The organism is Streptomyces sp. B21-105, assembly GCF_036898465.1.
Lineage (GTDB): Bacteria > Actinomycetota > Actinomycetes > Streptomycetales > Streptomycetaceae > Streptomyces.
This window is the reverse complement of the sequence record NZ_JARUMJ010000001.1, coordinates 4,007,132-4,031,793: the sequence shown is the minus strand read 5'-3', so window position 1 is coordinate 4,031,793 and position 24,662 is coordinate 4,007,132. Positions and strand designations below refer to the sequence as shown.

Annotated in this window: 22 protein-coding genes and 1 tRNA gene; 14 read left to right on the top strand and 9 right to left on the bottom strand. The window is 70.9% G+C overall.

Annotated features, from left to right (window positions below):
* Positions 1-240: 240 nt before the first annotated feature.
* The 4 genes from QA802_RS18010 to QA802_RS17995 all read right to left on the bottom strand — a co-directional run bounded on the left by QA802_RS18010 (position 241) and on the right by QA802_RS17995 (position 4,693).
* Positions 241-1,083 carry an S-methyl-5'-thioadenosine phosphorylase gene (locus tag QA802_RS18010; protein ID WP_334523660.1) on the bottom strand — a complete coding sequence of 281 codons (843 nt, stop codon included), beginning with the start codon at positions 1,081-1,083 and terminating at the stop codon, positions 241-243.
* Between the two features lie 109 nt (positions 1,084-1,192).
* Complete coding sequence (locus QA802_RS18005; protein ID WP_334523657.1) at positions 1,193-1,528, bottom strand: FmdB family zinc ribbon protein; 336 nt, start codon at positions 1,526-1,528, stop codon at positions 1,193-1,195.
* Between the two features lie 67 nt (positions 1,529-1,595).
* Entirely contained in the window at positions 1,596-2,915 is a 1,320-nt protein-coding gene (locus QA802_RS18000; protein ID WP_334523654.1) for an MFS transporter, read from the bottom strand.
* 278 nt (positions 2,916-3,193) lie between these two features.
* Positions 3,194-4,693 carry a potassium/proton antiporter gene (locus QA802_RS17995; RefSeq protein ID WP_319166945.1) on the bottom strand — a complete coding sequence of 500 codons (1,500 nt, stop codon included), beginning with the start codon at positions 4,691-4,693 and terminating at the stop codon, positions 3,194-3,196.
* Positions 4,694-4,969: 276 nt separating this feature from the next.
* On the opposite strand from QA802_RS17995, the gene QA802_RS17990 reads away from it, so the two are divergent.
* The gene (locus QA802_RS17990; RefSeq protein WP_334523650.1) at positions 4,970-7,756 is read left to right on the top strand and encodes a penicillin acylase family protein; all 2,787 of its coding nucleotides are present in this window, start codon (positions 4,970-4,972) and stop codon (positions 7,754-7,756) included.
* Positions 7,757-7,841: 85 nt separating this feature from the next.
* Here the strand turns inward: QA802_RS17990 and QA802_RS17985 are convergent, their stop codons facing one another.
* Complete coding sequence (locus QA802_RS17985; protein ID WP_334523648.1) at positions 7,842-8,456, bottom strand: 5-formyltetrahydrofolate cyclo-ligase; 615 nt, start codon at positions 8,454-8,456, stop codon at positions 7,842-7,844.
* 136 nt (positions 8,457-8,592) lie between these two features.
* Between QA802_RS17985 and galU the strand changes: the two genes are divergently transcribed.
* The 7 genes from galU (at position 8,593) to QA802_RS17950 (ending at position 14,394) form a co-directional block, all read left to right on the top strand.
* The gene (galU, locus tag QA802_RS17980) at positions 8,593-9,504 is read left to right on the top strand and encodes a UTP--glucose-1-phosphate uridylyltransferase GalU (RefSeq protein WP_334523645.1); all 912 of its coding nucleotides are present in this window, start codon (positions 8,593-8,595) and stop codon (positions 9,502-9,504) included.
* Positions 9,501-10,826 (top strand): molybdotransferase-like divisome protein Glp, encoded by a 1,326-nt coding sequence (glp, locus tag QA802_RS17975; protein WP_334523642.1) that lies wholly within the window; start codon positions 9,501-9,503, stop codon positions 10,824-10,826. The genes galU and glp overlap by 4 nt, the downstream gene beginning before the upstream one ends.
* 86 nt (positions 10,827-10,912) lie before the next feature.
* The gene (moaC, locus tag QA802_RS17970) at positions 10,913-11,392 is read left to right on the top strand and encodes a cyclic pyranopterin monophosphate synthase MoaC (RefSeq protein ID WP_266721171.1); all 480 of its coding nucleotides are present in this window, start codon (positions 10,913-10,915) and stop codon (positions 11,390-11,392) included.
* Complete coding sequence (locus QA802_RS17965; protein WP_334523638.1) at positions 11,389-11,970, top strand: MogA/MoaB family molybdenum cofactor biosynthesis protein; 582 nt, start codon at positions 11,389-11,391, stop codon at positions 11,968-11,970. The genes moaC and QA802_RS17965 overlap by 4 nt, the downstream gene beginning before the upstream one ends.
* Before the next feature lie 26 nt (positions 11,971-11,996).
* Complete coding sequence (locus tag QA802_RS17960) at positions 11,997-12,608, top strand: GNAT family N-acetyltransferase (protein WP_319166946.1); 612 nt, start codon at positions 11,997-11,999, stop codon at positions 12,606-12,608.
* 279 nt (positions 12,609-12,887) lie between these two features.
* On the top strand, positions 12,888-14,240 hold the full coding sequence (gene sepX / locus QA802_RS17955; RefSeq protein WP_334523635.1) for a divisome protein SepX/GlpR: 1,353 nt from the start codon (positions 12,888-12,890) through the stop codon (positions 14,238-14,240).
* 80 nt (positions 14,241-14,320) lie between these two features.
* Positions 14,321-14,394 (top strand) — tRNA-Ala (locus QA802_RS17950).
* Between the two features lie 432 nt (positions 14,395-14,826).
* On the opposite strand, the gene QA802_RS17945 is transcribed toward QA802_RS17950, so the two are convergent.
* Positions 14,827-15,033, bottom strand: a complete 207-nt coding sequence (locus tag QA802_RS17945) for a toxin-antitoxin system HicB family antitoxin (RefSeq protein WP_319168940.1) — start codon at positions 15,031-15,033, stop codon at positions 14,827-14,829.
* Between the two features lie 45 nt (positions 15,034-15,078).
* Here QA802_RS17945 and QA802_RS17940 point away from each other — a divergent pair, with 45 nt between their 5' ends.
* Positions 15,079-16,362 carry an RNA-guided endonuclease InsQ/TnpB family protein gene (locus QA802_RS17940; RefSeq protein ID WP_334523631.1) on the top strand — a complete coding sequence of 428 codons (1,284 nt, stop codon included), beginning with the start codon at positions 15,079-15,081 and terminating at the stop codon, positions 16,360-16,362.
* Between the two features lie 350 nt (positions 16,363-16,712).
* Here the strand turns inward: QA802_RS17940 and QA802_RS17935 are convergent, their stop codons facing one another.
* Together QA802_RS17935 and QA802_RS17930 are read right to left on the bottom strand one after the other, a co-directional pair.
* A complete protein-coding gene (locus QA802_RS17935) occupies positions 16,713-18,335 on the bottom strand; it encodes a glycosyltransferase family 2 protein (RefSeq protein WP_334523628.1) in 1,623 nt (540 codons plus the stop codon).
* A gap of 378 nt (positions 18,336-18,713) precedes the next feature.
* Complete coding sequence (locus QA802_RS17930) at positions 18,714-19,196, bottom strand: GNAT family N-acetyltransferase (RefSeq protein WP_334523625.1); 483 nt, start codon at positions 19,194-19,196, stop codon at positions 18,714-18,716.
* A gap of 105 nt (positions 19,197-19,301) precedes the next feature.
* Here QA802_RS17930 and QA802_RS17925 point away from each other — a divergent pair, with 105 nt between their 5' ends.
* Positions 19,302-20,105, top strand: coding sequence for an exodeoxyribonuclease III (locus QA802_RS17925; protein WP_334523622.1), 804 nt, complete (start codon positions 19,302-19,304; stop codon positions 20,103-20,105).
* A 28-nt stretch (positions 20,106-20,133) separates the two neighbouring features.
* Here QA802_RS17925 and QA802_RS17920 read toward each other — a convergent pair whose 3' ends face one another.
* Entirely contained in the window at positions 20,134-20,808 is a 675-nt protein-coding gene (locus QA802_RS17920; RefSeq protein WP_334523619.1) for a MerR family transcriptional regulator, read from the bottom strand.
* Between the two features lie 146 nt (positions 20,809-20,954).
* Here QA802_RS17920 and QA802_RS17915 point away from each other — a divergent pair, with 146 nt between their 5' ends.
* The 4 genes from QA802_RS17915 to QA802_RS17900 all read left to right on the top strand — a co-directional run bounded on the left by QA802_RS17915 (position 20,955) and on the right by QA802_RS17900 (position 24,608).
* Positions 20,955-22,475 (top strand): flavin-containing monooxygenase, encoded by a 1,521-nt coding sequence (locus tag QA802_RS17915; RefSeq protein WP_334523616.1) that lies wholly within the window; start codon positions 20,955-20,957, stop codon positions 22,473-22,475.
* Positions 22,472-23,347: an alpha/beta fold hydrolase gene (locus tag QA802_RS17910; RefSeq protein WP_334523613.1), complete on the top strand. Its 876-nt coding sequence runs from the start codon at positions 22,472-22,474 to the stop codon at positions 23,345-23,347. Before QA802_RS17915 ends, QA802_RS17910 begins: the two co-directional genes overlap by 4 nt.
* Positions 23,344-24,228: an SDR family oxidoreductase gene (locus tag QA802_RS17905; protein WP_334523610.1), complete on the top strand. Its 885-nt coding sequence runs from the start codon at positions 23,344-23,346 to the stop codon at positions 24,226-24,228. Before QA802_RS17910 ends, QA802_RS17905 begins: the two co-directional genes overlap by 4 nt.
* Before the next feature lie 92 nt (positions 24,229-24,320).
* Positions 24,321-24,608 carry a hypothetical protein gene (locus QA802_RS17900; protein ID WP_334523607.1) on the top strand — a complete coding sequence of 96 codons (288 nt, stop codon included), beginning with the start codon at positions 24,321-24,323 and terminating at the stop codon, positions 24,606-24,608.
* Positions 24,609-24,662 lie beyond the last annotated feature (54 nt).

The following is a 24,662-nucleotide window of genomic DNA, read 5'->3' as shown; positions in this document are numbered from 1 at the left end:
GAGGCGAGAAAGACACGAAGGGGTCACCACCTGCGACGAGGGACGGGCTTGCACAGCCACGATGGGCCTTCGCGCCGTCCCCCGCCGGAACCGGTGGACCACCCACGGGTTGTGGACAACTCCCTCACCCGAACGAGGAGTTCCGCCCCCGGCCGCTCCGCCACACCCGCTACTCCCGCCTCACCCGCCGGAGTAACAGCACCCGCCACCCCGTACACCCCACCCCCGCACCACCCCCGCCTACGGCAGCTCGAACCCCGGGTTGAGTCCGCCCAGCGCGTTCCTGCACAGGCAGTCGCGGTCCTGCGTCGACGGCAGCGCGGCCACGGCGTCGAACAGCACGCCCCGCAGCCGGTCCACGTTCGCCGCGAACACCCGCAGCACCTCCTCGTGGGAGACGCCCTCGCCGCTCTCGGCGCCCGCGTCCAGATCGGTGACCAGGGTCAACGATGTGTAGCAGAGCTCGAGTTCACGCGCCAGCGCGGCTTCCGGGTGGCCCGTCATGCCCACCACCGACCAGCCCTGCGCCTGGTGCCACAGCGATTCGGCACGGGTGGAGAACCGCGGCCCCTCGATCACGACGAGGGTTCCCGCGTCCACCGGTTCCCACTGCCGGTCGCGCGCCGCCTTGAGAGCCGCCGCCCGTCCGGTGGGGCAGTAGGGGTCGGCCAGCGACACGTGCACCACCTCGGGCACCGTGCCGTCGGGCAGCGGCAGTCCGTCGAAGTAGGTCCCGGTCCGCGACTTGGTGCGGTCGACCAGCTGGTCGGGCACGAGGAGCGTGCCGGGCCCGTACTCGGGGCGCAGACCGCCCACCGCGCACGGACCGAGGACCTGACGCACGCCGACCGAGCGCAGCGCCCACAGGTTGGCCCGGTAGTTGATGCGGTGCGGCGGCAGATGGTGGCCGCGTCCGTGCCGGGGCAGGAAGGCGACGCGTCGGCCGGCCACCTCGCCGAGGAAGAGGGAGTCGCTGGGCGGCCCGTAGGGGGTGTCGACCTGGAGCTCGGTCACGTCGTCCAGGAACGAGTAGAAGCCGGAGCCGCCGATCACACCGATCTCTGCGTTCGCCTTGTTCGCCATGCGTCGCACCCTAACCGCACGGGGAAACGCCGAGGACCCCGCCGTCGGACGACGACAGGGTCCCGTAAGAACTGGCGAAAGGCGCCCCGGAAGGCGTCCGAAAAGCGCCCTACGCGGCGGAGCTGCTGCCGGCGGAGGTGCCGCTGCTCGACGACTTGGAGTCCGAGGACGACGAGGACGACGAGGGGCTCGTGCTCGACGACTTCGTGTCGGAACCGGACGTCGACGGCTTCGAGGACGACGACGCCGGCGAGCTGCTCGACGAGGAGCCGCGGCTGTCGTTGCGGTAGAAACCGGAGCCCTTGAAGACGATGCCGACGGCGGAGAACACCTTCTTGAGGCGGCCACCGCAGTCGGGGCACTCGGTCAGGGCGTCGTCGGTGAACTTCTGCACCGCCTCGAGGCCCTCGCCGCACTCGGTGCACTGGTACTGGTAGGTCGGCACTGTCTTCCTCCTGGCACTCTCACTCAGTGAGTGCTAACGACGGTCTATCTTGACGCATTCCACGGGATCAGTCCACTGTCACCGGCACGCGGTGACCGACGCCACGTGCGACGGTGCGTTCGCGGGGGCGTGCCGCCAGCCGCGACCGCAGGGCCAGCAGGGTGATCAGGGCCAGCATCGTGCCGCCCATCGGGACAAGGAAACCGGAGCCGCCCCACAGGCGGTCCTCGAGCTGTCCGGCGATCGTGACGGCGGCCGCCTGGCCGAGCGCCACCGCGCCGGTCAGCCAGGTGAACGCCTCCGTGCGGGCGCCGGCCGGGACCAGGCCGTCGACCAGGGTGTAGCCGGTGATCAGCGCGGGCGCGATGCACATGCCGACCAGCAGGCCGAGGCCCGCCAGCACGAGCACCGAGTGCGCCGCCCACAGACCGGAGGCGACGAGCGCAAGCGCGGCGTAGGCGACGACCAGCCGCCGCTGCGGCGCGGCCTTCCAGGCGACGGCCCCGCAGACCAGGCCGGAGAGCATGTTGCCCGCGGCGAACGTGCCGTACAGGACGCCGTTGAGGCCGGGCTCGCCGATCGACTCGGTGAACGCGGCCAGCGAGACCTGCATGCCGCCGAAGACGGAGCCGATGCCCAGGAAGGTCACGACCAGCACGCGCACACCGGGGACGCGCAGCGCCGAGGAGTGCTCCACGCGCGCGTGCCCGGCGGCGGCGATCTGGGGCTGCGTGCCGCGCTGCGCGGCGAACAGCAGCCCGCCGAGCAGGGTCAGCGAGGCCTCGGTGAGCAGCCCCGCGGCCGGGTGCACGGCGGTGCACAGGGCGGTCGCGAGCAGCGGGCCGAAGACGAAGGTGAGCTCGTCGGTGACGGACTCGAAGGCCGCCGCGGTGGTCATCAGGGGCGAGCCCTTGAGCCGCACGCCCCAGCGGGCCCGCACCATGGGGCCGACCTGGGGCACCGAGGCGCCCGTGGGCACGGCCGCCGCGAACACCGCCCACAGCGGCGCGTGCGCGAGGGCGAGGGAGGTGAGCGCGAGGCCCGACACGGTGTGCACGAGGACGCCGGGGACCAGCACGGCGCGCTGCCCGTAACGGTCGGCGAGACGGCCGCTCCAGGGCGCGAACAGCGCCATGGAGACACCGGTGACGGCCGCGGCGGCGCCGGCCGCGCCGTACGAGCCGGTGGTGTGCTGCACCAGCAGCACGATGGACAGGGTGAGCATCGCGAACGGCTGGCGGGCGGCGAAGCCGGGCAGCAGGAACGTCCAGGCGCCGCGCGTGCGCAGCAGCTGCCCGTATCCCGGGCGGACGGATGCCGGCGAGTGCCCCGGGCGGGCGGGTGCCGGCGAGTCCTTCGACGGATCGGTGGTGACCGTGGATGCCACGGCCCGTGCCTTTCTGCCGCCTGGTAGCGCGGCCCCGTCCGGAGAGCGGGGGCGCCGAGAGCTGTCCTCTTGCGCGTGCTGCGGTAGATGCCGGTCTCCGCTGCGAGGGGTGTCCCGGCCGCCATACGGTCGCGCCAGCTCTGCGTCAGGCAGAGTTGGTTCGATCAAAGTGCGCCTTCATCGTACAGGGATCAAAGCGCACTCCACCTGTGAAAAGGAGCACCGCGGAGTCGGGCGCCCTCGGAAATGCGGGGGCGTGAACGGTGTGAAACGCGCACTCAACGGGTGTCGCCGCCGGTGCCCAGCCAGCCGGCGAGCTTGCCGCCGCGCGCGACGGCGCGCAGCCGCTTCTCGGCCGCGTCCCGGACGGGGTCGGTGGCGACGACGAGGAGTTCGTCGCCGTGCCGCAGGACGGTCGCCGGGAGCGGCACGAACGAGGTCCCGTCGCGTACGACGAGGGTGACGGCGGCCCCGGCCGGCAGCCGCAGTTCGTCGACCTCGACGCCGTGCATCTTCGACTCCTCGGGGATCGCCACGGACAGCAGGTGTCCGCGCAGCCGCTCCAGCGGCGCCGACTCGACGCCCAGGTCGGCGGCCTCGGGGTCGCCGCCCAGCCGCAGCGTGCGCGCCAGCCAGGGCAGTGTCGGCCCCTGGACCAGGGTGTAGACGACGACCAGGACGAAGACGATGTTGAAGATGCGGCGGCTGGCGTCGACGCCGTTCACCATGGGGATCGTCGCCAGGATGATGGGCACGGCGCCGCGCAGCCCGGCCCAGGACATCAGCGTCTGCTCCTGCCAGGGGACCCGGAACGGGGTCAGGCACAGTACGACGCTGAGCGGGCGGGCGACCATGGTGAGCACCAGGCCGATGACGAGCGCGGGCAGTACGTCGTCACCGAGCTCGTGCGGGGTGACCAGCAGGCCGAGCAGCACGAACATGCCGATCTGGGCGATCCAGCCGAGGCCGTCGGCGAACCCGCGCGTGGCGGGCCAGTGCGGCAGCTTGGCGTTGCCCATCACCATCGAGGCGAGGTAGACGCCGAGGAAGCCGCTGCCGTGTGCCAGCGAGCCGGCCGCGTACGCGGTGACCGCGATCGCCATGACGGCGATCGGGTAGAGGCCGGAGGCGGGCAGTGCCACGTGCCGCAGGCCCCAGGAGCCCAGCCAGCCGACCGTGAGGCCGATGGCGGCGCCGATCGCCAGCTCCAGGAGTATCTCGGCCAGCAGCAGGTACCAGTGCTCGACGGGGCCGGCCGTGGAGAAGGCGACGACCAGGATGACCACCGGGGCGTCGTTGAAGCCGGACTCGGCCTCCAGGGTGCCCGTCACGCGCGCGGGCAGGGGGATCTTGCGCAGGACGGAGAAGACCGCCGCCGCGTCCGTCGAGGACACCACCGCGCCGATGATCAGCGCCTGCCGCCATTCCAGTCCCGTCACGAAGTGCGCGGCCGTGGCCGTGACGCCGACGCTCACCGCGACCCCGGCCAGCGCCAGCGCCGTGGCGGAGGGCAGGATCGGCCGGACCTCCTTCCACTTCGCGCCCAGGCCGCCCTCGGCGAGGATCACGACCAGGGCGGCGTAGCCGATGACCTGGGTCAGTTCGGCGCTGTCGAAGTGGATGTCGCCGATGCCGTCCTGGCCCATGGCGATGCCGATCCCCAGGTAGACGAGCAGGCTGGGGAGCCCGCTGCGCGAGGAGATCCGGACCGCTGCCACGGCGACGAGCAGGACGAGGGAGCAGGCGAGCAGGAGCTGGTTGAGGTGGTGGACAGTCAGCGGCCGTTCCCTTCACCGGCGCGCGCGCCTCGGGCACGGGCGCACATGTGCACTGGTCACATCGGACACGAAGCTGAGCGCCCCGGATCCAAGTACTTCATTACCTTACCTAACTCTTGACGATTTCTTGACACTCCGCGACGTGAGGTCGAACATCCTTCCGCGCCAGTACTCGACTCCGCGTCAAGTCGCGCGAACCCCTGCGCCTATGGTTGCTCCAGCACTCAATCGAAGGACAGCCCGCCTGCCGCTAGTGTGAGGACAGCAAGGACAGCGATGCCCCCCAACACCACCGCCACATCGGGTGACAAGCCCGTCAAGTCCGGCAGGAAGAAGGGGCGCAAAGCCCGTTTGATCGTTCTTGTACTGGTGCTGGCGATCATCGGAGGCATCGCCTACGGCGCCTACTGGTCCATCAGCACGGTCCGCGCGTCCTTCCCGCAGACCACGGGTTCGATCAAGCTCGAGGGCCTTTCCGGACCGGTGAGCGTCCAGCGGGACGGTTACGGCATCCCGCAGATCTACGCGGACTCCGACGCGGACCTGTTCATGGCGCAGGGCTACGTACAGGCCCAGGACCGGTTCTACGAGATGGACGTCCGCCGGCACATGACCTCCGGGCGGCTGTCCGAGATGTTCGGCAAGAGCCAGATCGACAACGACGAGTTCCTGCGCACCCTGGGCTGGGACCGGATCGCCAAGACGGAGTACGACACCAAGCTGTCGGCCGACACCAGGAAGTACCTCCAGGCGTACGCCCAGGGGGTCAACGCCTACCTCAAGGGCAAGGACGGCGCGGACATCTCCCTGGAGTACGCGGCCCTGGGGTTCACCAACGACTACAAGCCCGCCGAGTGGACCCCGGTCGACTCGGTGTCCTGGCTGAAGGCGATGGCCTGGGACCTGCGCGGCAACATGCAGGACGAGATCGACCGCGCCCTGATGACCAGCCGCCTCGGCCCGCAGCAGATCGCCGACCTGTACCCGCAGTACCCCTACGGGACCAACCAGCCGATCGTCCAGGAAGGGCAGTACGACGAGCTGACCAAGACGTTCGAGCAGAGCGACGGCAACGACGGCAACGACGGCAACGACGGCGACAGCGGCTCCGGCGACGGCAGCGGCTCTGGCGACACCTCGGGCGGCTCCGGGTCGGCCCTGCAGAGCCAGCTCGCGGGCCTCTACGACGTCCTGGACGACCTGCCCACCGCCGTCGGCGTGAACGGCAACGGCATCGGCTCCAACAGCTGGGTCGTCGGCGGCGCGCACACGATCACCGGAAAGCCGCTGCTGGCCAACGACCCGCACCTGTCGGCGTCGCTGCCCTCCGTCTGGTACCAGATGGGTCTGCACTGCCGGAAGGTCTCCAGCACCTGCCAGTACGACGTCGCCGGCTACACCTTCGCGGGGATGCCCGGCGTCGTCATCGGCCACAACGCGGACATCTCCTGGGGCATGACCAACTCCGGCGTCGACGTCACCGACCTCTACCTGGAGAAGCTGTCCGGGGACGACGGCTACCAGTACGACGGCAAGGTGAAGCCGTTCGTCACGCGCGAGGAGACCATCAGGGTCGCCGGCGGCGACTCCAAGAAGATCGTCGTCCGGCAGACCGAGGACGGGATGCCCCTGCTGTCCGACCGTGACGACGAACTCGTCGACGTCGGCAAGAAGGCCACCGTTGAGGGCGAGGCGCCCGACCGAGGCGACGGCTACGGCGTCGCCCTGAAGTGGACCGCCCTGGAGCCGGGCACCACCATGAGCGCCGTCTTCGCCATGAACAGGGCGAAGGACTGGAAGGACTTCCGCAAGGCGGCCGAGCTCTTCGACGTCCCCTCGCAGAACCTCGTCTACGCCGACACCCAGAACCACATCGGCTACCAGCTGCCCGGCAAGATCCCCACGCGCGCGAAGGGCGTCGACGGCTCGGTCCCGGCGGAGGGCTGGGACTCCAGGTACCGGTGGCGGCAGTACATCAAGTTCGACGAGCTGCCCTACGAGTACGACCCCGCGCGCGGGTACATCGTCACCGCCAACCAGGCCGTGATCGACAAGGACAAGTACCCCTACACGCTCACCACGGACTGGGGCTACGGCGCGCGCAGCCAGCGGATCACCGACCTGATCAAGGGCAAGATCAAGGGCGGCGGCAAGATCTCCACGGACGACATGCGCCAGATGCAGCTGGACGACGACAGCCAGATCGCGAAGCTGCTCCGGCCGTACCTGCTGAAGATCAACCTGAAGGACCCCGACGTCCGTGAGGCGCAGGACCTCCTGCAGGGCTGGGACTACAGCCAGGACGCCGACTCGGCGGCCGCCGCCTACTTCAACGCGGTATGGCGCAACATCCTGAAGCTGGCGTTCGGCAACAAACTGCCCAAGGAGCTGCGCGTCGAGGACCAGTGCCTGTGGGTCGACCCTGTCAACACCACCGGTCCCGTCGACGACACGGACAAGGTCCGCGAGTGCGGACAGCGCGACGCCGACCAGGCGCAGCCGGACGGCGGCGACCGCTGGTTCGAGGTGGTGCGCGCACTCGTCGAGAAGAAGGACAGCCCGTGGTGGACGACGCCCGCCGTCGGCACCCGCCCCGCGGCCGTCAACGACCGGGACAAGCTGTTCGAGCGGGCCATGATCGACGCACGCTGGGAGCTGACCGCCAAGCTCGGCAAGGACATCGACACCTGGAGCTGGGGCCGGCTGCACCGCCTGTTCCTGAACAACCAGACCCTGGGCACCAGCGGACCCGGCTTCCTGCAGTACATCCTCAACAGGGGCCCCTGGGAGCTCGGCGGCGGCGAGGCGACGGTCGACGCGACCGGCTGGAACGCGGCCGGCGGCTACGGCGTCGTGTGGGTGCCGTCGATGCGGATGGTGGTCAACCTCGACGACCTCGACAAGTCGAAGTGGATCAACCTCACCGGCGCCTCGGGGCATGCCTTCAGCGCCCACTACACCGACCAGACGGACAAGTGGGCCGACGGTGAGCTGCTCGACTGGTCCTTCGGCAAGAAGGCGGTCGACGGCAGCACCGTCGACACCCTGACGCTCGAGCCTTGATGGTCGAAACCTTGACGCTCGAACCCTGACCGACCAGGCGGACGACGGGCCCGCCGCGCACGCGCGTGGCGGGCCCGTCGTCGTCTCAGGCGAAGCGACGCACCCCGGACGGCGTGACCACCGTGTGCACCGGCCGGTCGTGGGCCTCCGCCGGCAGACGGTCGACGACCTCGCCGTCGTACAGGAGCACCACCAGCGAGGGACGCGCGCCAAAGGCCGCCAGCCGGGCCAGCACGCGGTCGTACGAACCGCCGCCGCGCCCCAGCCGCATACCGCGCGCGTCGACCGCGAGGCCGGGCAGCAGCACCACGTCGGCGCCCGTCACCGCGTCCGGGCCGAGGCGCTCGCCGGCCGGCTCCAGCAGGGCCGTCCGGCCGCCGTGCCGGACCGGCGCGAGCGAGCCCTGCCCGGCGTAGGCGCCCCAGTCCAGGTCGTTGTCCGGCAGCAGTGCGGGGAGCAGGACGCGCACGCCCCGCGCGTGCAGCGCGTCCAGCAGCGTCAGGGTGCCGGGTTCGCTGCCGACGGAGACGTACGCCGCCACCGTGCGCGCGTGCGCCAACTCGGGCAGTTCTCCCGCGCGCTCGGCCAGGGCGACGCCCGCCGTACGCACGTCGTCGGTCGTCAACGCGTTCCGCACGGCGAGGAAGCCGCGCCGCAACGTACGTTTGTCAGGCTCCGGTTCGCCTTCGAGATGGCTCATGTGTCACTCCCGCACTGTTCCCGCACCGCTCGCGCACCGCTCCCGCGGCACTCCCGACAGCTTCAATATGTTCATATGGTCATGAATTGAGCAGAGTTGCAGATTCCTCTCAAAGCCACCGGGTAGAGTTGCCGTCATGACTACGTCACACCCACGGATCAGCAAGGCTGTCATCCCCGCAGCCGGTCTCGGCACCCGGTTCCTGCCGGCGACCAAGGCCACTCCCAAGGAGATGCTGCCGGTCGTGGACAAGCCTGCTATCCAGTACGTGGTCGAGGAGGCCGTCTCCGCCGGTCTCGACGACGTTCTCATGGTCACCGGCCGCAACAAGCGCCCCCTCGAGGACCACTTCGACCGCAACTACGAACTCGAGTCGGCCCTGCAGAAGAAGGGCGACGCCGCGCGGCTCGCCAAGGTCCAGCAGTCCAGCGACCTCGCGACCATGCACTACGTGCGCCAGGGCGACCCCAGGGGCCTCGGCCACGCCGTCCTGTGCGCGGCCCCGCACATCGGACAGGAGCCGTTCGCCGTCCTGCTCGGCGACGACCTGATCGACCCCCGCGACCCGCTGCTCCAGCGCATGATCGAGGTACGGGAGCAGCACGGCGGCAGCGTCGTCGCCCTCATGGAGGTCGCCCCCGAGCAGATCCACCTCTACGGCTGTGCAGCCGTGGAGACCACCGTGGACGGCGACGTCGTCAAGGTGACCGGCCTCGTGGAGAAGCCGGACCCGGCGGACGCCCCCTCGAACTACGCCATCATCGGCCGCTATGTGCTCGACCCGGGCGTGTTCGGCGTGCTGCGCGAGACCGAGCCCGGCCGCGGCGGCGAGATCCAGCTCACCGACGCCCTCCAGCAGCTCGCGCTGGACGAGAAGGTGGGCGGCCCGGTCCACGGCGTCGTCTTCAAGGGCCGCCGCTATGACACCGGCGACCGCGGCGACTATCTGCGGGCCATTGTCAGACTCGCGTGCGAACGTGAAGATCTGGGTCCGGACTTCCGGTCCTGGCTTCGCCGTTACGTCACCGAGGAGCTGCAGCAACCTTGAGCACCGCCGCGCCCCGCCCCGCCGGCCAGGACCGTCTCTGGTCGGTGGACGAGCATCTGGACGACATCCTCGCCGCCGTCCGCCCGCTGGAGCCCATCGAGCTGCAACTGCCCGACGCCCAGGGCTGCGTGCTCGTCGAGGACGTCATGGTGCCGGTCGCGCTGCCGCCCTTCGACAACAGCTCCATGGACGGCTACGCGGTACGGGTCGCGGACATCGCGGGCGCCAGCGAGGAGTTCCCCGCCGCTCTGGACGTCGTGGGGGACATCGCGGCGGGACACCAGGCCGACCTGCTGCACGTGGGACCCGGCCAGGCCGCCCGGATCATGACCGGCGCCCCGCTGCCGGGCGGCGCGGAGACCGTCGTTCCCGTGGAGTGGACCGACGGCGGGCTCGGCGAGGGCCCGGTCGGCGGGATGCGGGCCCGCAGCCTCGCCCCCGAGCAGGCCTCCGGACAGGTGCGCGTGTACCGGCCCGCCGAGGCACGCGCGCACGTCCGCGCGAAGGGCAGCGACGTGCGGGCGGGGGACCGGGCCCTCGAAGCCGGCACCGTCCTCGGCCCGCCCCAGATCGCCCTGCTCGCCGCGATCGGCCGCGGCTCGGTGCGCGTGCACCCGCGCCCGCGCGTGGTCGTGATGTCCACCGGCAGCGAACTCGTCCAGCCCGGCGAGCAGCTCGGCAGCGGCCAGATCTACGACTCCAACAGCTTCGCCCTCACCGCCGCCGCCCGCGACGCCGGGGCCATCGCCTACCGGGTCGGCGCGGTCGCCGACGACGCCGACACCCTGCGTTCCACCATCGAGGACCAGCTCGTGCGCGCCGACCTCCTGGTCACCACCGGCGGGGTCAGCGTCGGCGCGTACGACGTGGTCAAGGAGGCCCTGGAGCACGTCGGCGACGAGGACGAGGAGGGCGGCGGCGTCGAGTTCCGCAAGCTCGCCATGCAGCCCGGCAAGCCCCAGGGCTTCGGCACCGTCGGCCCCGACCACACCCCCCTGCTGGCCCTGCCCGGCAACCCCGTGTCGTCGTATGTCTCCTTCGAGCTCTTCGTGCGGCCCGTCATCCGCACCCTCATGGGACTCGAGGACGTCCACCGGCCCACCACGCGCGCGAAGCTGACCGCCGACGCGGCGCTGACCTCGCCCAAGGGCCGCAGACAGTTCCTGCGCGCCACGTACGCCGACGGAGCCGTCCGCCCGGTCGGCGGCGCCGGCTCCCACCTGGTCGCCGCCCTCGCGCACGCCGACACGCTGATCGTCGTCCCCGAGGACACGGAGTCCGTCGAGCCGGGCGCCGACGTCGAGGTGGTCCTCCTCCGCTGAGACCTCCTGGTTGGGAGTACCGTGTCGCGCACAACAGGCCCCCGCGCCGCACCGCGCCGGGCCCGGACCGGGAGCGCCACACGATCATGAGTACGCAGGACCGACTGACGCACATCGACGACGCGGGCGCCGCCCGCATGGTCGACGTCTCCGGCAAGGACGTCACCTCCCGCACCGCACGGGCCAGCGGACGCGTCCTCGTCTCGCCCCGCGTGGTCGAGCTGCTGCGCGGCGAGGGAGTCCCCAAGGGAGACGCGCTGGCCACCGCGCGGATCGCGGGCATCATGGGCGCCAAGCGCACTCCCGACCTGATCCCGCTGTGCCACCCGCTCGCCGTCTCCGGTGTGAAACTGGACCTGTCGGTCGCGGACGACGCCGTGGAGATCACCGCCACGGTGAAGACGACGGACCGCACGGGCGTCGAGATGGAGGCCCTCACCGCGGTCTCCGTGGCCGCGCTCACCGTCATCGACATGGTCAAGGCGGTCGACAAGGGAGCGGTCATCACGGACGTGCGCGTGGAGGAGAAGACGGGCGGCAAGTCGGGCGACTGGAGCCGGACATGACACAGGACGCGCCCCCCGGCACGACCCCCGGCGCGTCCGCCGGCGTGCCGGCCGACGGCGCAGGGTCGGCGCTGCTCGCGCCGTACGGCGCGCTGGTGGTCACCGCGTCCAACCGCGCGGCCGCCGGCGTCTACGAGGACCGGGGCGGCCCGCTGGTCGCCGAGGGCCTGCGCGGTTTCGGCTTCACCGTCGACGGTCCGCAGGTCGTGCCGGACGGCGACCCGGTCGAGGCCGCGCTGCGGGCCGGCGTCGAGGCGGGCTACGACGTGATCGTCACCACCGGCGGCACCGGCGTCTCGCCCACCGACCGCACACCGGAGGCGACCCGCGCGGTGCTCGACCTGGAGATCCCGGGCATCGCCGAGGCCGTCCGGGCGTACGGCCGCGACAAGGTGCCCACCTCGGCGCTGTCCCGCGGCCTGGCCGGCGTGGCGGGCGCCACGCTGATCGTCAACCTGCCGGGCTCCACCGGCGGAGTGAAGGACGGCCTCGCCGTCCTGGGTCCCCTGCTGATCCACACCGTCGACCAGATCCGGGGCGGCGACCACCCCGGACCGAGCCAGGGAGGTGCGAGCTGAACAGCCCGTCCTGGCCCGTGGAACTGGTGGAGGGCGACGTCGTCCTGCGGCCGATAAAGCTGCGCGACCAGCGGGTCTGGCGCGAGGTCAACCGACGCAACCGGGACTGGCTGCGCCCCTGGGAGGCGACCATCCCGCCGCCCGCGCCGAGCGGGCCGATCGCGCACCGGCCGACATACCGCCAGATGGTCCGGCACCTGCGCACCGAGGCGCACGCCGGTCGGATGCTGCCGTTCGTCATCGAGTACCAGGGGCGGCTCGTCGGGCAGTTGACGGTCGCGGGGATCACCTGGGGATCGATGTGCTCCGGGCACGTCGGCTACTGGGTGGACGAATCGGTGGCCGGCCGCGGAGTGATGCCGACCGCCGTGGCGCTTGTCGTCGACCACTGTTTCCGCACCGTCGGACTGCACCGCATCGAGGTCTGCATTCGACCCGAGAACGGGCCCAGCCGCCGCGTGGTGGAGAAACTCGGATTCCGCGAGGAAGGGCTGCGGCCGCGCTATCTCCACATCGACGGGGCCTGGCGGGACCACCTCGTGTTCGCGCTGACGTCGGAGGAGATCCCGGAAGGCCTGCTGAGCCGCTGGCGGCGCACCCGCTCCACCAGCCTCCCCCGCGACCACAAGAACGCCTGACACCGGTACGCCTGACGCCTGAGCATCTGATGCCTGAGCACCTGACGCCGCGACACCCCGGGAATGCCGGCGGGAATCGCCTCGCGTGTCCGCAGTCCGGGAAATTGAATAAGTGTTCGAAAATGATCGGAGGTTGACCGTCTGAGGCGGGGAATTCGCCCCCTCGGCGGCCTGCTGATCGCATCGGTCACAAAAAAAGTTCGAAATATCAGCCGGATCGTGCGACACACCGACTCAATTGGCGGATGGCCTCACGCAAACCCCTCTACCGTGTGAGTCGTGAGCAGCAGCGGCCTCATCTACGCAGTCATCGTCGGGGCCTGGGCCGCCTACTTGGTGCCTATGTGGCTCCGTAGGCAGGACGAGCTGAACGAGGCCCGTCCGACGGAACGCTTCAGCACCGCCATCCGGCTGCTGTCCGGACGGGCGGGCATGGAGCGCCGGTATGCCAAGGACCTGAAGGCGCGCTCCACCCAGGAGGGGGAGCCCGTCGCCGACGCCTCGGACGCCGTCACCGACTCGGTGGACGTCCGGTCCTTCGCCATGCCCCCGACCCGTCCGCAGGTGACGGCGGAGCGAGCGCCGGGCCGCCCGGAACCGGCGCGGGAACAAGTACGTGAACCGGCGCGCGAGCACGCGCGCGAACCGGCGCGTGAACCGGCGGGCAGGCCCGCGCGGGAGCACCGCGACCAGACCGCCCGCCCGCCGCACGACCAGGCGCCCGCGGGTCACACGCCCGCCGCCCTCGCTTCCGGCGCCCAGGCCGCCGCGGGCAGGCGGGTGCCGGACGCCCGGCGCGCGGCCTCCGCGCAGGCGGCCGCCGCCCGCGCCCAGCGCTCGAAGTCGCTCGCCCGCCGCCGGCGCACCACCGTGATGCTGTTCTTCGCCTTCACGATCGGCGCGGTCGTCGCGGCGGTCGGCGGCCTGGCGTTCCTCTGGGCGCCCGCCGTGCCCGCCGTCCTGCTCAGCGCATACATCGGGTATCTGCGCGCCCAGGAGCGCCGCCGCTTCGCGTTCCAGATGGACCGCAGGCGCGCCGAGGTCGCCGCGCAGCGGCTGCGGGAGCGTCAGCCTCGCCGGCGCGCGCCCGCGCCGGCGAACGCGCCGTCCGCGGACCCCGGCCCCGACGCCGGTCCAGAGGAACCGCACGCGGACCCCGAACCGCAGACCGACCCCGGCCTGCTGGCGCTCGCCGCGGACCGCAGGGCGCTCGTCGAGCAGACCGACCACGCGGAGTGGATCGACCAGCAGCGCGAGCGGCAGCGACGCCCCGGCCACGGCGACAGCTGGGACCCCGTCCCGGTGCCCCTGCCGACGTACGTGACCGCCCCCGTCGCACCCCGGGCCACCTCCGACGTGGACCTCGGAGCGGCGGACGCCTGGAGCTCGGCCCGCTCCAGCTCGGTCGCCCCCGAGCACGACACGGCGGACGCGGGGGACGCGACGGCCACCGGGCCGGACGACGCCGACGGTGCGCGGGACGACGCGGCGGCGGCGGACAGGGACACGGAGGACGGCGAACGCAGCGACGCCCGCCGCGCGGCCTCGGCCCGGCGCTCCCGCGAGCGCGGACGCACCCCGCTGTTCGACCAGTACGAGGACGGCGAGCGCCCGCGGGCCGCCAACGAATGATCTCCGGCGCCCCGCCTCCGGCCTCGGGGAACGGATTTCCAAGCACGCCGAAGGGGATGCTAGAGTTTCACTCGTTGCAAGGGCCTGTGGCGCAGTCTGGTAGCGCACCTCGTTCGCATCGAGGGGGTCTGGGGTTCAAATCCCCACAGGTCCACTGCACTGCACTACAGGGCCGTTCGCGGGTTAGCTCGCGAAGGGTTCACGAGATCCCGGTCAGACGGTCATCGTCTGACCGGGATCTCGTCGTTTGGGCTGCGGTGAGTACGGAGTTCAGTCCATCGGGCCGCCGCTGGGAAGTGTGGTTTCCCTGGTCGGGTGGATCGAGGGTGGAGACGTGGGCATGCCGCGGGAACCGCAGGCGTGGAGGCGGGTTCCTGCGGTCCTGCGACATGTCGATCTTCAATTGCGGGGCGTGCACGGTCTCAGGGGCTGCGGCTTACGCCTTGCGGGGCGGGCGTGGATGCTTCCCGGGCCGGGGGGTGGGGGAGCAGGTCCTCGCCGGGTTCGAGGTCGAGGCCGGTCCGAGCCCTTTCTTGCCGGCAATGAGGAAGCATTCCACCGGACAGGCCGAAGGGTGCCCCGGCCTTCAGGCCGGGGGTGAATCCGGTTTCCCGCGTAGCGGGGCAGGAGAAGCCGGATCGCCGTCAGGGCGATCCGGCGTCCCGGAGGCTTCGGTAGCACGTCGCACTACGGAGATCAGCCATGAGTTCAGAGAGCGGTCGTCAGCCGCAGCAGCAGCCACGGCGAGTGCGTGCACGTCGTCGGGAAGGCGGAGGTTCACATGCTTCGTCATGGTCCCATTCTGACATCGGCTCCAATGTGAAGCTATGATGGGACCATGAGTCGTTTCCGGATGTACCCGACGCGCGAGCAGGCGGAGCAGATGCTGCTGCACTGCGCGCACGCCCGGTACGTCTGGAACCTCGCCGTCGAGCAGCACTCCCACTGGCGCAGGTGGCGCAAGTCCGCCCCCGGTTTCGCCGAGCAGTGCCGCCGGCTCACCGAAGCCCGACACGACAACGAATGGCTCGGCACGGGCAACGCCGACGTACAGCAGCAGGCCCTCAAGGACTTCGCCAAGGCCAAGAACGCCCGCTTCACCTCAGGGTTCGGCGAGCCGACCTGGCGCAAAAAGTTCCGTCACGAAGGCTTCCGCGTCATCGGCACCGACCGCGTGCCCGAGTGCAACGAGGACGGCTCGCCGAAGCTGAACACGAAGACCGGCAAGCAGGTCATGGGCCGCTCCGTCGTGGTGCAGAAGCTGAACCGGCGCTGGGCCCAGGTGAAGGTGCCCGGCTGCGGCTGGGTCCGCTTCCGCCTCACCCGCGACCTGCCCAGCGCGAAGACGTTCCGGGTCACGTTCAGGAACGGCCAGTGGCACGTTGCGTTCGCCGTCATCCCCGAGCCGATCGACGCCCCGGGCACGGGCGAGGTCATCGGCATCGACCGGGGCGTGAAGATCACCGCCGCCCTGTCCGACGGCCGCACCCTCAACTGCCCGCAGCTCACTGTCAAGGAACGTGCCCAGGTCCGCAAGCACGAGCGGCGCGCGGCACGGGCGAAGAAGGGCAGCCCCGAGAAGACGGCCGAGTACGCCAAGGCCGCCAAGTTCAAGGCCCGTGAGGCGAACCGGCGCAAGGACTGGTGCGAGAAGACCTCGACGATGCTCGCCCGCTCGTATGACCTGGTGCGGTTCGAGAAGCTGAACGTCAAGACGATGACCCGCTCGGCGAAGGGGACCGTCGAGCAGCCCGGCAAGAACGTCGCTCAGAAGTCCGGCCTGAACCGGGCGATCCTCGCCCAGGGCTGGGGTCTTCTGCGGCAGCGCACCGAGCACAAGGCCCCCGGCCGCGTCGAAGACGTGCCCGCCCCCTACACGAGTCTGCGGTGCAGTGCCTGCGGATGGATCGACAAGAACTCGCGCAAGAGCCAAGCCGAGTTCGTCTGCTCCTCCTGCGGCTTCACCTGCAACGCGGACACCAACGCCAGTATCAACGTCGCGGCAGGACAGGGCGGGATTCCCCGCCCCCGGCGATCAGCCGGTGCCGGAAGGATGACACCCCCCAAGGGGTCGAGCGTCCGTGAACCTCAGCCCATATGGGTTGGAATCCCTCTCTTTTAAGAGGGGGAGGATGTCAATTCCGTGATGTTCTCGACCATGACGGCGATGGCGGCCAGGAGTGTTGGGGCGACGCGTTCGTGACTGCGCCCCGCAACCGTCAGGAGCGCATCCGCATGACCGGAGGACGGGGCCGCAGCGTGCCGCCGCGGGAACTGACGAGCAATGCTCAGTACTTGGGGATCAGCTCCTGTGAAGGACGCGCGAAGGGCGTTCCTCCCCGAGTGAGTGATCGACAAGTCACCGAGTACGCCCGCGCTGCGAACGCGGGTCGGGAAGGCACGCCCGTGCTCAGCGCAGTCGAAGAAGACGGCACCACCGAGACCGGTTCCCTGATCGATGAAAACCTCGGGTCAGTTGTCGGTGTCGCGCATCAGGCGTATGGCCTTTCCGAGGTTGCGGCGGAGGCTGGAGACGGCCGAGGAGACGGCGCCGATCTGCAGGCTGAGCTGTCCGTCGCGCGGGCCTATGCTCATGCTGCGCCGGCTTCCGGGGATGCTGTGCCGGAGGGGGCGGCGGGGTACATCGGGGCCGAGCGCGCTGCCGAGGTTGCCGCGGGCGGTCAGTCCGTGTGCGGTGCAGCGCAGGGAGAGGTGCCAGGCGCCGTTGTCGAGGGGCTGGCTGCCGGAGGCGGTGGCGAGGTCGATGGTGGCGCGGAAGCCGGCGCGGCCGTAGTCGTAGGTTTCCTTGCCGCGGCTGACGCTCAGATGGGGGGTCTCGATGGGTTCGGCAGGCAGGGTGATCTCGCGGCCGGTGCCGGTGTGGCGCAGGATGACTTCGGTGGTGAGGTCGTCGGTGTCGACCTGGTCGAGGTAGGCGTATCCGGAGAGCTCGATCCGGCCGCCGTGCCAGGCGAGGTGTTCCACGCGGCGTCGGGGGCTGGCGCCGATGGCGCAGGCGGTGATGTCGCACAGCTCGGTGTAGGCGGCGGGGGGTAAGGGGGCCGCCGCGTAGAGCTTGCCGTCGCGGACCTCTGCCTTGCCCGGTTGGCCCGCGAGATCCCATGCGATGACCGAGGCGAGTTCGTCGACGAGCCCTTCGCGCAGGCAGTGCACCCGCAGCCGCTGGGCGAGAGTCAGCTGGGCGAGGATCGCCGGGCTGACCCACGCCTGGGCGTAGGGCCGGGCGAGGGTGACGTACTCCGCGCGCAGTGTGCCGTCCGCGTCGAGGTAACGGCGGTCGAAGCGGCCCAGCAGTTCGACGTGGACGTGGCGGCGTACGAGCTGGTCGCGGAGCGCCCCGGGCCCGGTCAGCTGGGTGATCAGGTCGACCATCTGTGCCGCCTGCTCGACGATGATCCTGTAGTCGAGGCCGCCGGCGGTGATGTTCCCGTCGTCCCCGCGCTTGACTACGTAGTAGCAGTCGTAGTTGCCGACGATGGAGATGACCTTGCTGTGGAGGTAGGCCTGAGCGACGAAGTACTGGTCTTCGCTGATCCGCATGTGCTCCGGGAAGCGGATCTGATGCGTCTCGATCATGTCCCGGCGGAACAGTTTGAACGGCATCAGGCTGTAATAGACGTCGCCCTTGGCAAGATCGACCTTGTCGACGTTCTTGGCGAATAACTGCTTGGGCACCTTGCGCCCCACGCCGATGAGCTTGGCCAGTACGGTGTCCGAGCCGTTCTTCTCGGCCATGGCGACCAGCCGCTCCAGGGCCTGCGGCCCGAGACAGTCATCACCGTCGAGGAAGAAGACGTAGGTGCCGCTCGCGTGGTCGAGGCCGACGTTGCGCGGCCGGCTCGGCCCGCCGGACGCCTCCTGGTGGATGACCTCCATCCGGAATGCGCTCTGGTCGGCCCAGGTGTCCAGGAACTCGCCGCTGCCGTCGGTGCTGCCGTCGTCCACGGCGATGACCTCGATGGCGTCCGCACCGATGCTCTGCTGCGCCACTGACGCGAGGGTCCGCTCCAGGTAGGGCATCGCGTTGTAGACCGGGACAACCACAGAAACTGTAGGAATGGGCGAAGTGGTCATTGCGTGGACACCCCCGTGACCGAGCTATATATGTCATCTTACCTGACGAATTCACAGAACCTGGCGGTTCTTTGACGGTCGGTCACCTTGTGGAGAAAGGGTGCTTCAGACGCGCAATGCCGGTGCGTTAGGGCATCCAGTGCAGGTCAGATGGGGCGCTTGGCGGCCCTCAGTGTGCAGTGGACGTCACTGGGTGTGCGAGGGCGGTCCCGTTGACGGACCTCGAGGGTGTTCTTGGACGGCTTCTTGACGCGTTGGCACTGCCGGTTGCGCCGGGCTGGGGGGAGGGCTTTCCTGGGCGGGGCCTGAGGCCGTGTGAGCAGCCTCAGGCGCTGAGAAGTCCGAGGAGGCGAGCGGCCTCAGGGGGCCCCGGCGGCCTTATGGGGCGAGCGGCTTGGCGAAGCAGCGGCTTTCGGGGTAGGCGCGGTAGTAGCCGAACTTCGTGCACGGCTCGTAGCCGCTGGAGGTGTACAGGGCGATGGCCTCCGGCTGCTCGGTGCCGGTCTCCAGCACCATCCGGACACGGCCCGCGTCCCGGGCGCTCTCCTCCAGCGCGGTGAGCATCCGGCGTGCCAGACCGCGCCCGCGCATGTCCCGGACCACGAACATCCGCTTCAGTTCGGCGTCGCCGTCCTGGTTGCCCTCGCCGTTCTCGTCCCGGCTGCGCCAGCCGCCGGTGGCGACCGGGCGGTCGCTCTCGTCGTAGGCGATGAGATAGACACCGTACGGCGGCTGGAAGTCGGACGGCGCGAGGACGGTGGCGTCGCCGCCGTCGCCGTAGCGCTCGTGGTACTCGGCCTGGACGTCGTCGTTGAGCTTGACCGCGTCGGGATGGTCGAAGGGGACCGGACGTATTCTCACGCCGAACACAGTACGTGTAGGCACAACCGAACCTTCGGCGTCCCCTGTACGGCCGGGAACGGGACCCGGTCCGGGGCGGCGCCCGGCGGCCGGTATCGTGCCCGGGTGCTGACCGTGACCTCCGTGAACGTGAATGGACTCCGCGCCGCCGCGAAGAAGGGCTTCGTCGAGTGGCTCGCGGACACCTCCGCCGACGTGCTGTGCCTCCAGGAGGTGCGGGCCGAGCCGGAGCAGCTGCCGGAGACGGTCCGGGCCCCCGAGGGCTGGCACGTCACCCATGCCCCGGCCGCCGCCAAGGGCCGCGCCGGCGTCTCCCTCTATACCCGCCGTGAGCCGGACGCCGTCCGCGTCGGCTTCGGCTCGTCGGAGTTCGACGGGTCCGGCCGCTATCTGGAGGCCGACCTGCCCGGTGTGACGGTCGCCTCCCTCTATCTGCCCTCCGGCGAGGTCGGCACCGAACGGCAGGACGAGAAGCTCCGCTTCATGGGCGAGTTCCTCGCGTACCTCAAGGAGCTGCGGGCCCGGGCCGCCGCCGACGGCCGCGAGGTCCTCGTCTGCGGCGACTGGAACATCGCCCACCAGCAGGCGGACCTGAAGAACTGGCGCGCCAACGCCAAGAGCTCCGGCTTCCTCCCCGAGGAGCGCGCCTGGCTCGGTCAGGTCCTCACCGCGACGGACGGCGGCTACGTCGACGTCGTCCGCGAACTCCACCCGGAGACGACGGGCCCGTACACCTGGTGGTCGTACCGGGGCCGTGCCTTCGACAATGATTCAGGTTGGCGGATCGACCTTCAGGTGGCGACGCCCGGTCTCGCGGCCAAGGCCGTCAAGGCGCTGGTGGAGCGGGCCGCCACGCACGGCGAACGCTGGTCGGACCATGCCCCGGTGACGGTGGCCTTCGACCTGTAGACGGCCCCCCGTGACCGCCGCGGCCCCGTCAGTTGTCCTCGTCCTCCTCCTCGTCTTTGTCCTTGTCGTTGCGCAGCCGGCGGTCCATGGCGAGGGAGACTTCCGCCTCGACGACGCTGCGGGCCAGGGGGCGCAGGCGGGGGAGTTCCTGTTCGGTGGCGTGGCGCAGGATGAGGTCGGTGAAGAGTTCGGCGAGGGCGTCGGCGTGGGCGCGGACGCGGACGCCCGCCGCGAGGACCTCGGCGAGCGGGATGCCCTCGCGGACCAGGGCGGTGGAGACGTCCAGCAGGCGGCGGCTGATGTGGACGATCTCGTCGCCGTCGGTGCCGAGGTAGCCGAGTTCGAGGGCGGCGGCGAGGTTCTCGGGGGTGGCCTGGCCCTCGAAGCGGGCGGCGAGCTCCTCGGGGGTGAGGCGGACCGGCTCCTCCTCGGTGGGGCCGCCGACGCCGATGAGGTCGGCGACATCGCGGCCCTGGTCGAGGGCGTCCGCCAGCTCCGCGATGCCGGTGAGGGTGTGGCCGCGTTCCAGCAGGGCGGCGATGGTGCGCAGCCGGGCCAGGTGATGGTCGTCGTACCAGGCGATGCGGCCCTCGCGGCGGGGCGGCGCGAGCAGTTTGCGTTCGCGGTAGAAGCGCAGGGTGCGCACCGTGATGCCGGCCTTCGCGGCCAGCTCCTCCGTTCGGTACTCCCTCTTCTCCGTCACGGCCGAAGCCTATGTTGTACCGCGGGTAACTTTCCTTCCCCCCGGGCCCTACCCATCGGTACGGACCTGCTCTACGCTCCCACTGCGCCAGTGTTCACTGGCGCAGTGGCGAGAGTGGCGAGAGCCGCACGGCAGGAGGCTTCGGGATGACCGAACACGTACGGGTGGCGGTGATCGGGTCCGGCTTCGGCGGGCTGGGGGCCGCCGTGCGGCTGCGCCGGGAGGGGATCACCGACTTCGTGATCCTCGAGCGGGCGAGCAGCGTCGGCGGGACCTGGCGGGACAACAGCTACCCCGGGTGCGCCTGCGACGTGCCCTCCCACCTGTACTCCTTCTCCTTCGCCCCGAACCCCGACTGGCCGCGCACCTTCTCCGGGCAGGAACACATCCGCGCCTACCTGGAGCACGTCACGGACGTGTTCGGGCTGCGGCCGCACCTGCGGCTGGACTCCGAGGTGCTGCGGATGACCTGGGACGCGCGGGAACTGCGCTGGGACGTCGAGACGAGCGCGGGACGCTACTTCGCCGACGTCGTCGTGTCGGCCACCGGGCCGCTGTCCGACCCGAGGATCCCTCAGATCCCGGGCCTGGACTCGTTCCCCGGCAAGGTCTTCCACTCGGCCCGCTGGGACCACGACGCCGACCTGGCGGGGCAGCGCGTCGCGATGGTCGGCACCGGTGCCTCCGCCATCCAGATCGTGCCCGCCCTGCAGCCCGACGTGTCCCGGCTGACGCTGTTCCAGCGCACCCCGCCGTGGGTGATGCCCCGCGTCGACCGGGCGATCAGCGGCGCGGAGCGCGCCCTGCACCGGGCCCTGCCGGTCACCGCGCAGGCGCGCCGCGGGCTGCTGTGGGGCATCCGGGAGCTGCAGGTCCAGGCGTTCACCAAGCGGCCGAACCAGCTCGGTTTCGTCGAGAAGCTCGCCCGGCAGAACATGGCCCGTGTCATCAAGGATCCGGTGCTGCGGGCCAAGCTCACCCCGGACTACCGCATCGGCTGCAAGCGGATCCTGCTGTCGAGCGCCTACTATCCGGCCCTCGCGCAGCCCAACGTGGACGTCGTCGCGAGCGGACTGAGCGAGGTGCGCGGGTCCACGCTGGTCGCCGCCGACGGCACCGAGGCCGAGGCGGACGTGATCGTCTTCGGGACCGGGTTCCACGTCACGGACATGCCGATCGCCGACCGGGTGGTGGGCGCCGACGGGCGGACGCTGGCGGAGAGCTGGAAGGACGGCATGGAGGCCCTGCGCGGCGCCTCCGCCGCCGGCTTCCCGAACTGGATGACGATCATCGGCCCCAACACGGGCCTCGGGAACAACTCCATGATCCTCATGATCGAGTCCCAGCTGAACTACCTGGCCGACTATCTGCGCCAGCTGGACGTCCTCGGAGGCAGGGCGGCCCTGGACGCCCGCCCGAGCGCCGTGCACGCCTGGAACCGCCGGGTGCAGGACCGGATGCGGCGCACGGTGTGGAACACCGGCGGCTGCACCAGCTGGTACCTGGACGCGAACGGCCGCAACACCACCGTCTGGCCGGGCACCACCTCCGAGTTCCGGCGTGCGGCGCGGCGGGTGGACCTCGCCGAGTACGAGGTCCTGCGAGCGCCCACGGCCCCGGCCGCCCCGGCCGGCCCGCGCACGGCGGACAGCGAGGTGACGGCGTGAGTGCCCGCCGCGACCTGACCGCGGTCTCCGCCGACGGCACGTCCCTGCACGTGGAGGTGCACGGCCCCAAGGGCGCGCCCGCGGTCGTCCTCGCGCACGGCTGGACCTGCTCGACCGCGTTCTGGGCGGACCAGATCCGGGACCTCGCCGCCGACCACCGTGTCATCGCCTACGACCAGCGCGGCCACGGCCGCACCCCGGCGAGCCCGGCGTGCAGCACGGACACGCTCGCCGACGACCTGGAGGCGGTGCTCACGGCGACGCTCGCGCCCGGTGAGAAAGCGGTGATCGCCGGGCACTCCATGGGCGGCATGACGGTCATCGCGGCGGCTGCCAGGGACGCGTTGAGGGAGCATGCGGCTGCGGTCCTGCTGTGCAGCACCGGCACCTCGGGGCTGGTCGCCGAGTCCACCGTGCTGCCCCTGCGGCCGGGCCGGCTGCGGACCTGGCTGACCGGGCACGTCCTCGGCTCCAGGGCGCCCCTCGGACCGGTCACGCCCGTCGCGAAGCGGATCCTCAAGTACGCCACGATGGGCGCCGGTTCCGCCCCGCACATGGTGGACGCGTGCGCCCGCATCGTGCACGCCTGTCCGCGCAAGGTGCGGCACGCCTGGTCGCACGTGCTGCGCCTGCTCGACCTCGACCACCGGGTACGGGAGTTGAGCGTGCCGACGGCGGTGATCGTCGGCACCGGCGACCGGCTCACCCCGCCGGTGCACGCGCACCGGATAGCCGCGGCGCTGCCGCACTGCCTCGGCGTCACCGAACTGCCCGGCCTCGGCCATATGACGCCGGTCGAGGCGCCCGAGCTGGTCACCGGCCGGATCCGGGAACTCGTCACCACTTACTCGCAGTTGAAGGAGGGCGCATGAGCAGGGTGAGCCTCGAGGGACAGGTCGCCGTCGTCACGGGGGCTGCGCGCGGCGTGGGCGAGCTGCTGGCCCGCAAGCTTTCCGCGAGGGGCGCGAAGGTCGCTCTGGTCGGGCTGGAGCCGGACGCGCTCAAGCGGGTCTCCGAGCGGCTGCACAGCGACAGCGACCACTGGTACGCCGACGTCACCGACCACGAGGCGATGGTCCGGGTCGCGGCGGAGGTGAAGGAGCGCTTCGGCAAGGTGGACATCGTGGTCGCCAACGCGGGCGTCGCGGGCGGCGGCCCGTTCGCCGACTCCGATCCGCAGTCCTGGCGCCGGGTCGTCGAGGTGAACCTGATCGGCTCGGCGGTCACCGCGCGCGCCTTCCTGCCGCTGCTGAAGGAGAGCCGCGGCTATCTCCTGCAGGTCGCCTCGCTGGCCGCGATCACGCCGGCGCCGATGATGACCGCGTACTGCGCGTCCAAGGCGGGCGTGGAGGCGTACGCGCACTGTCTGCGGGCCGAAGTCGGCCACCAGGGCGTGCGGGTGGGCGTCGGCTATCTGTCGTGGACCGACACCGACATGGTGCGCGGGGCCGATCAGGACGAGGTGATGCGGGAGTTGCGGCAGCGGCTGCCGTGGCCGGCGAACAAGACGTACCCGCTCGGTCCGGCCGTCGACCGGCTCGTGGCCGGCATCGAGCGGCGCTCGGCGCACGTGTACGGGCAGGGATGGCTGCGCGGCATGCAGGGAGTGCGCGGATATCTGCCGGCGCTCATCGGTACCGTCGGGCAGCGCGAGATGCGGCGGTTCGCGCCCCGGCTGCAGGGGATGCGGACGGGCCTGGTGGGCGCGGGCGGCGCCGCTGACGAGGAGTCGAGGGCTACGCAGCGTAGTTGATCGACATGCGGGGCGTGACCGCCCGTGTGAGTCTGGTCGAGGCCCCACCACGGGGCCTCGACCCCTCTCATCTCCTACAGGAGTGAACCCACATGGGTATGAAGGACAAGTTCCAGGACCAGACCGAACAGTGGCAGCAGCAGGCCAAGCAGAAGGCCCAGCAGGCCAAGGAGCAGGTCCAGCAGCGTGGCGGCAAGCAGCGTCCGGGCGAGCGCCCCGGCGAGCGGCCCGCGGACCGCTCCGGCGACCGTCCCGGTGAGCGTCCGGGCGAGCGGTCCGGTCAGCGTCCCGGTGAGCGTCCCGGTGAGCGTGCCGGCCAGGAGAACGAGCGGATGCGGCGCGAGGACGACGATCGTCTCGCGCAGGACTACGACATGTAGTCACCGCTGATCTGCCGGCCCAGGCCGGCGACTCGGGGCGTCCTTCTTCCGGAA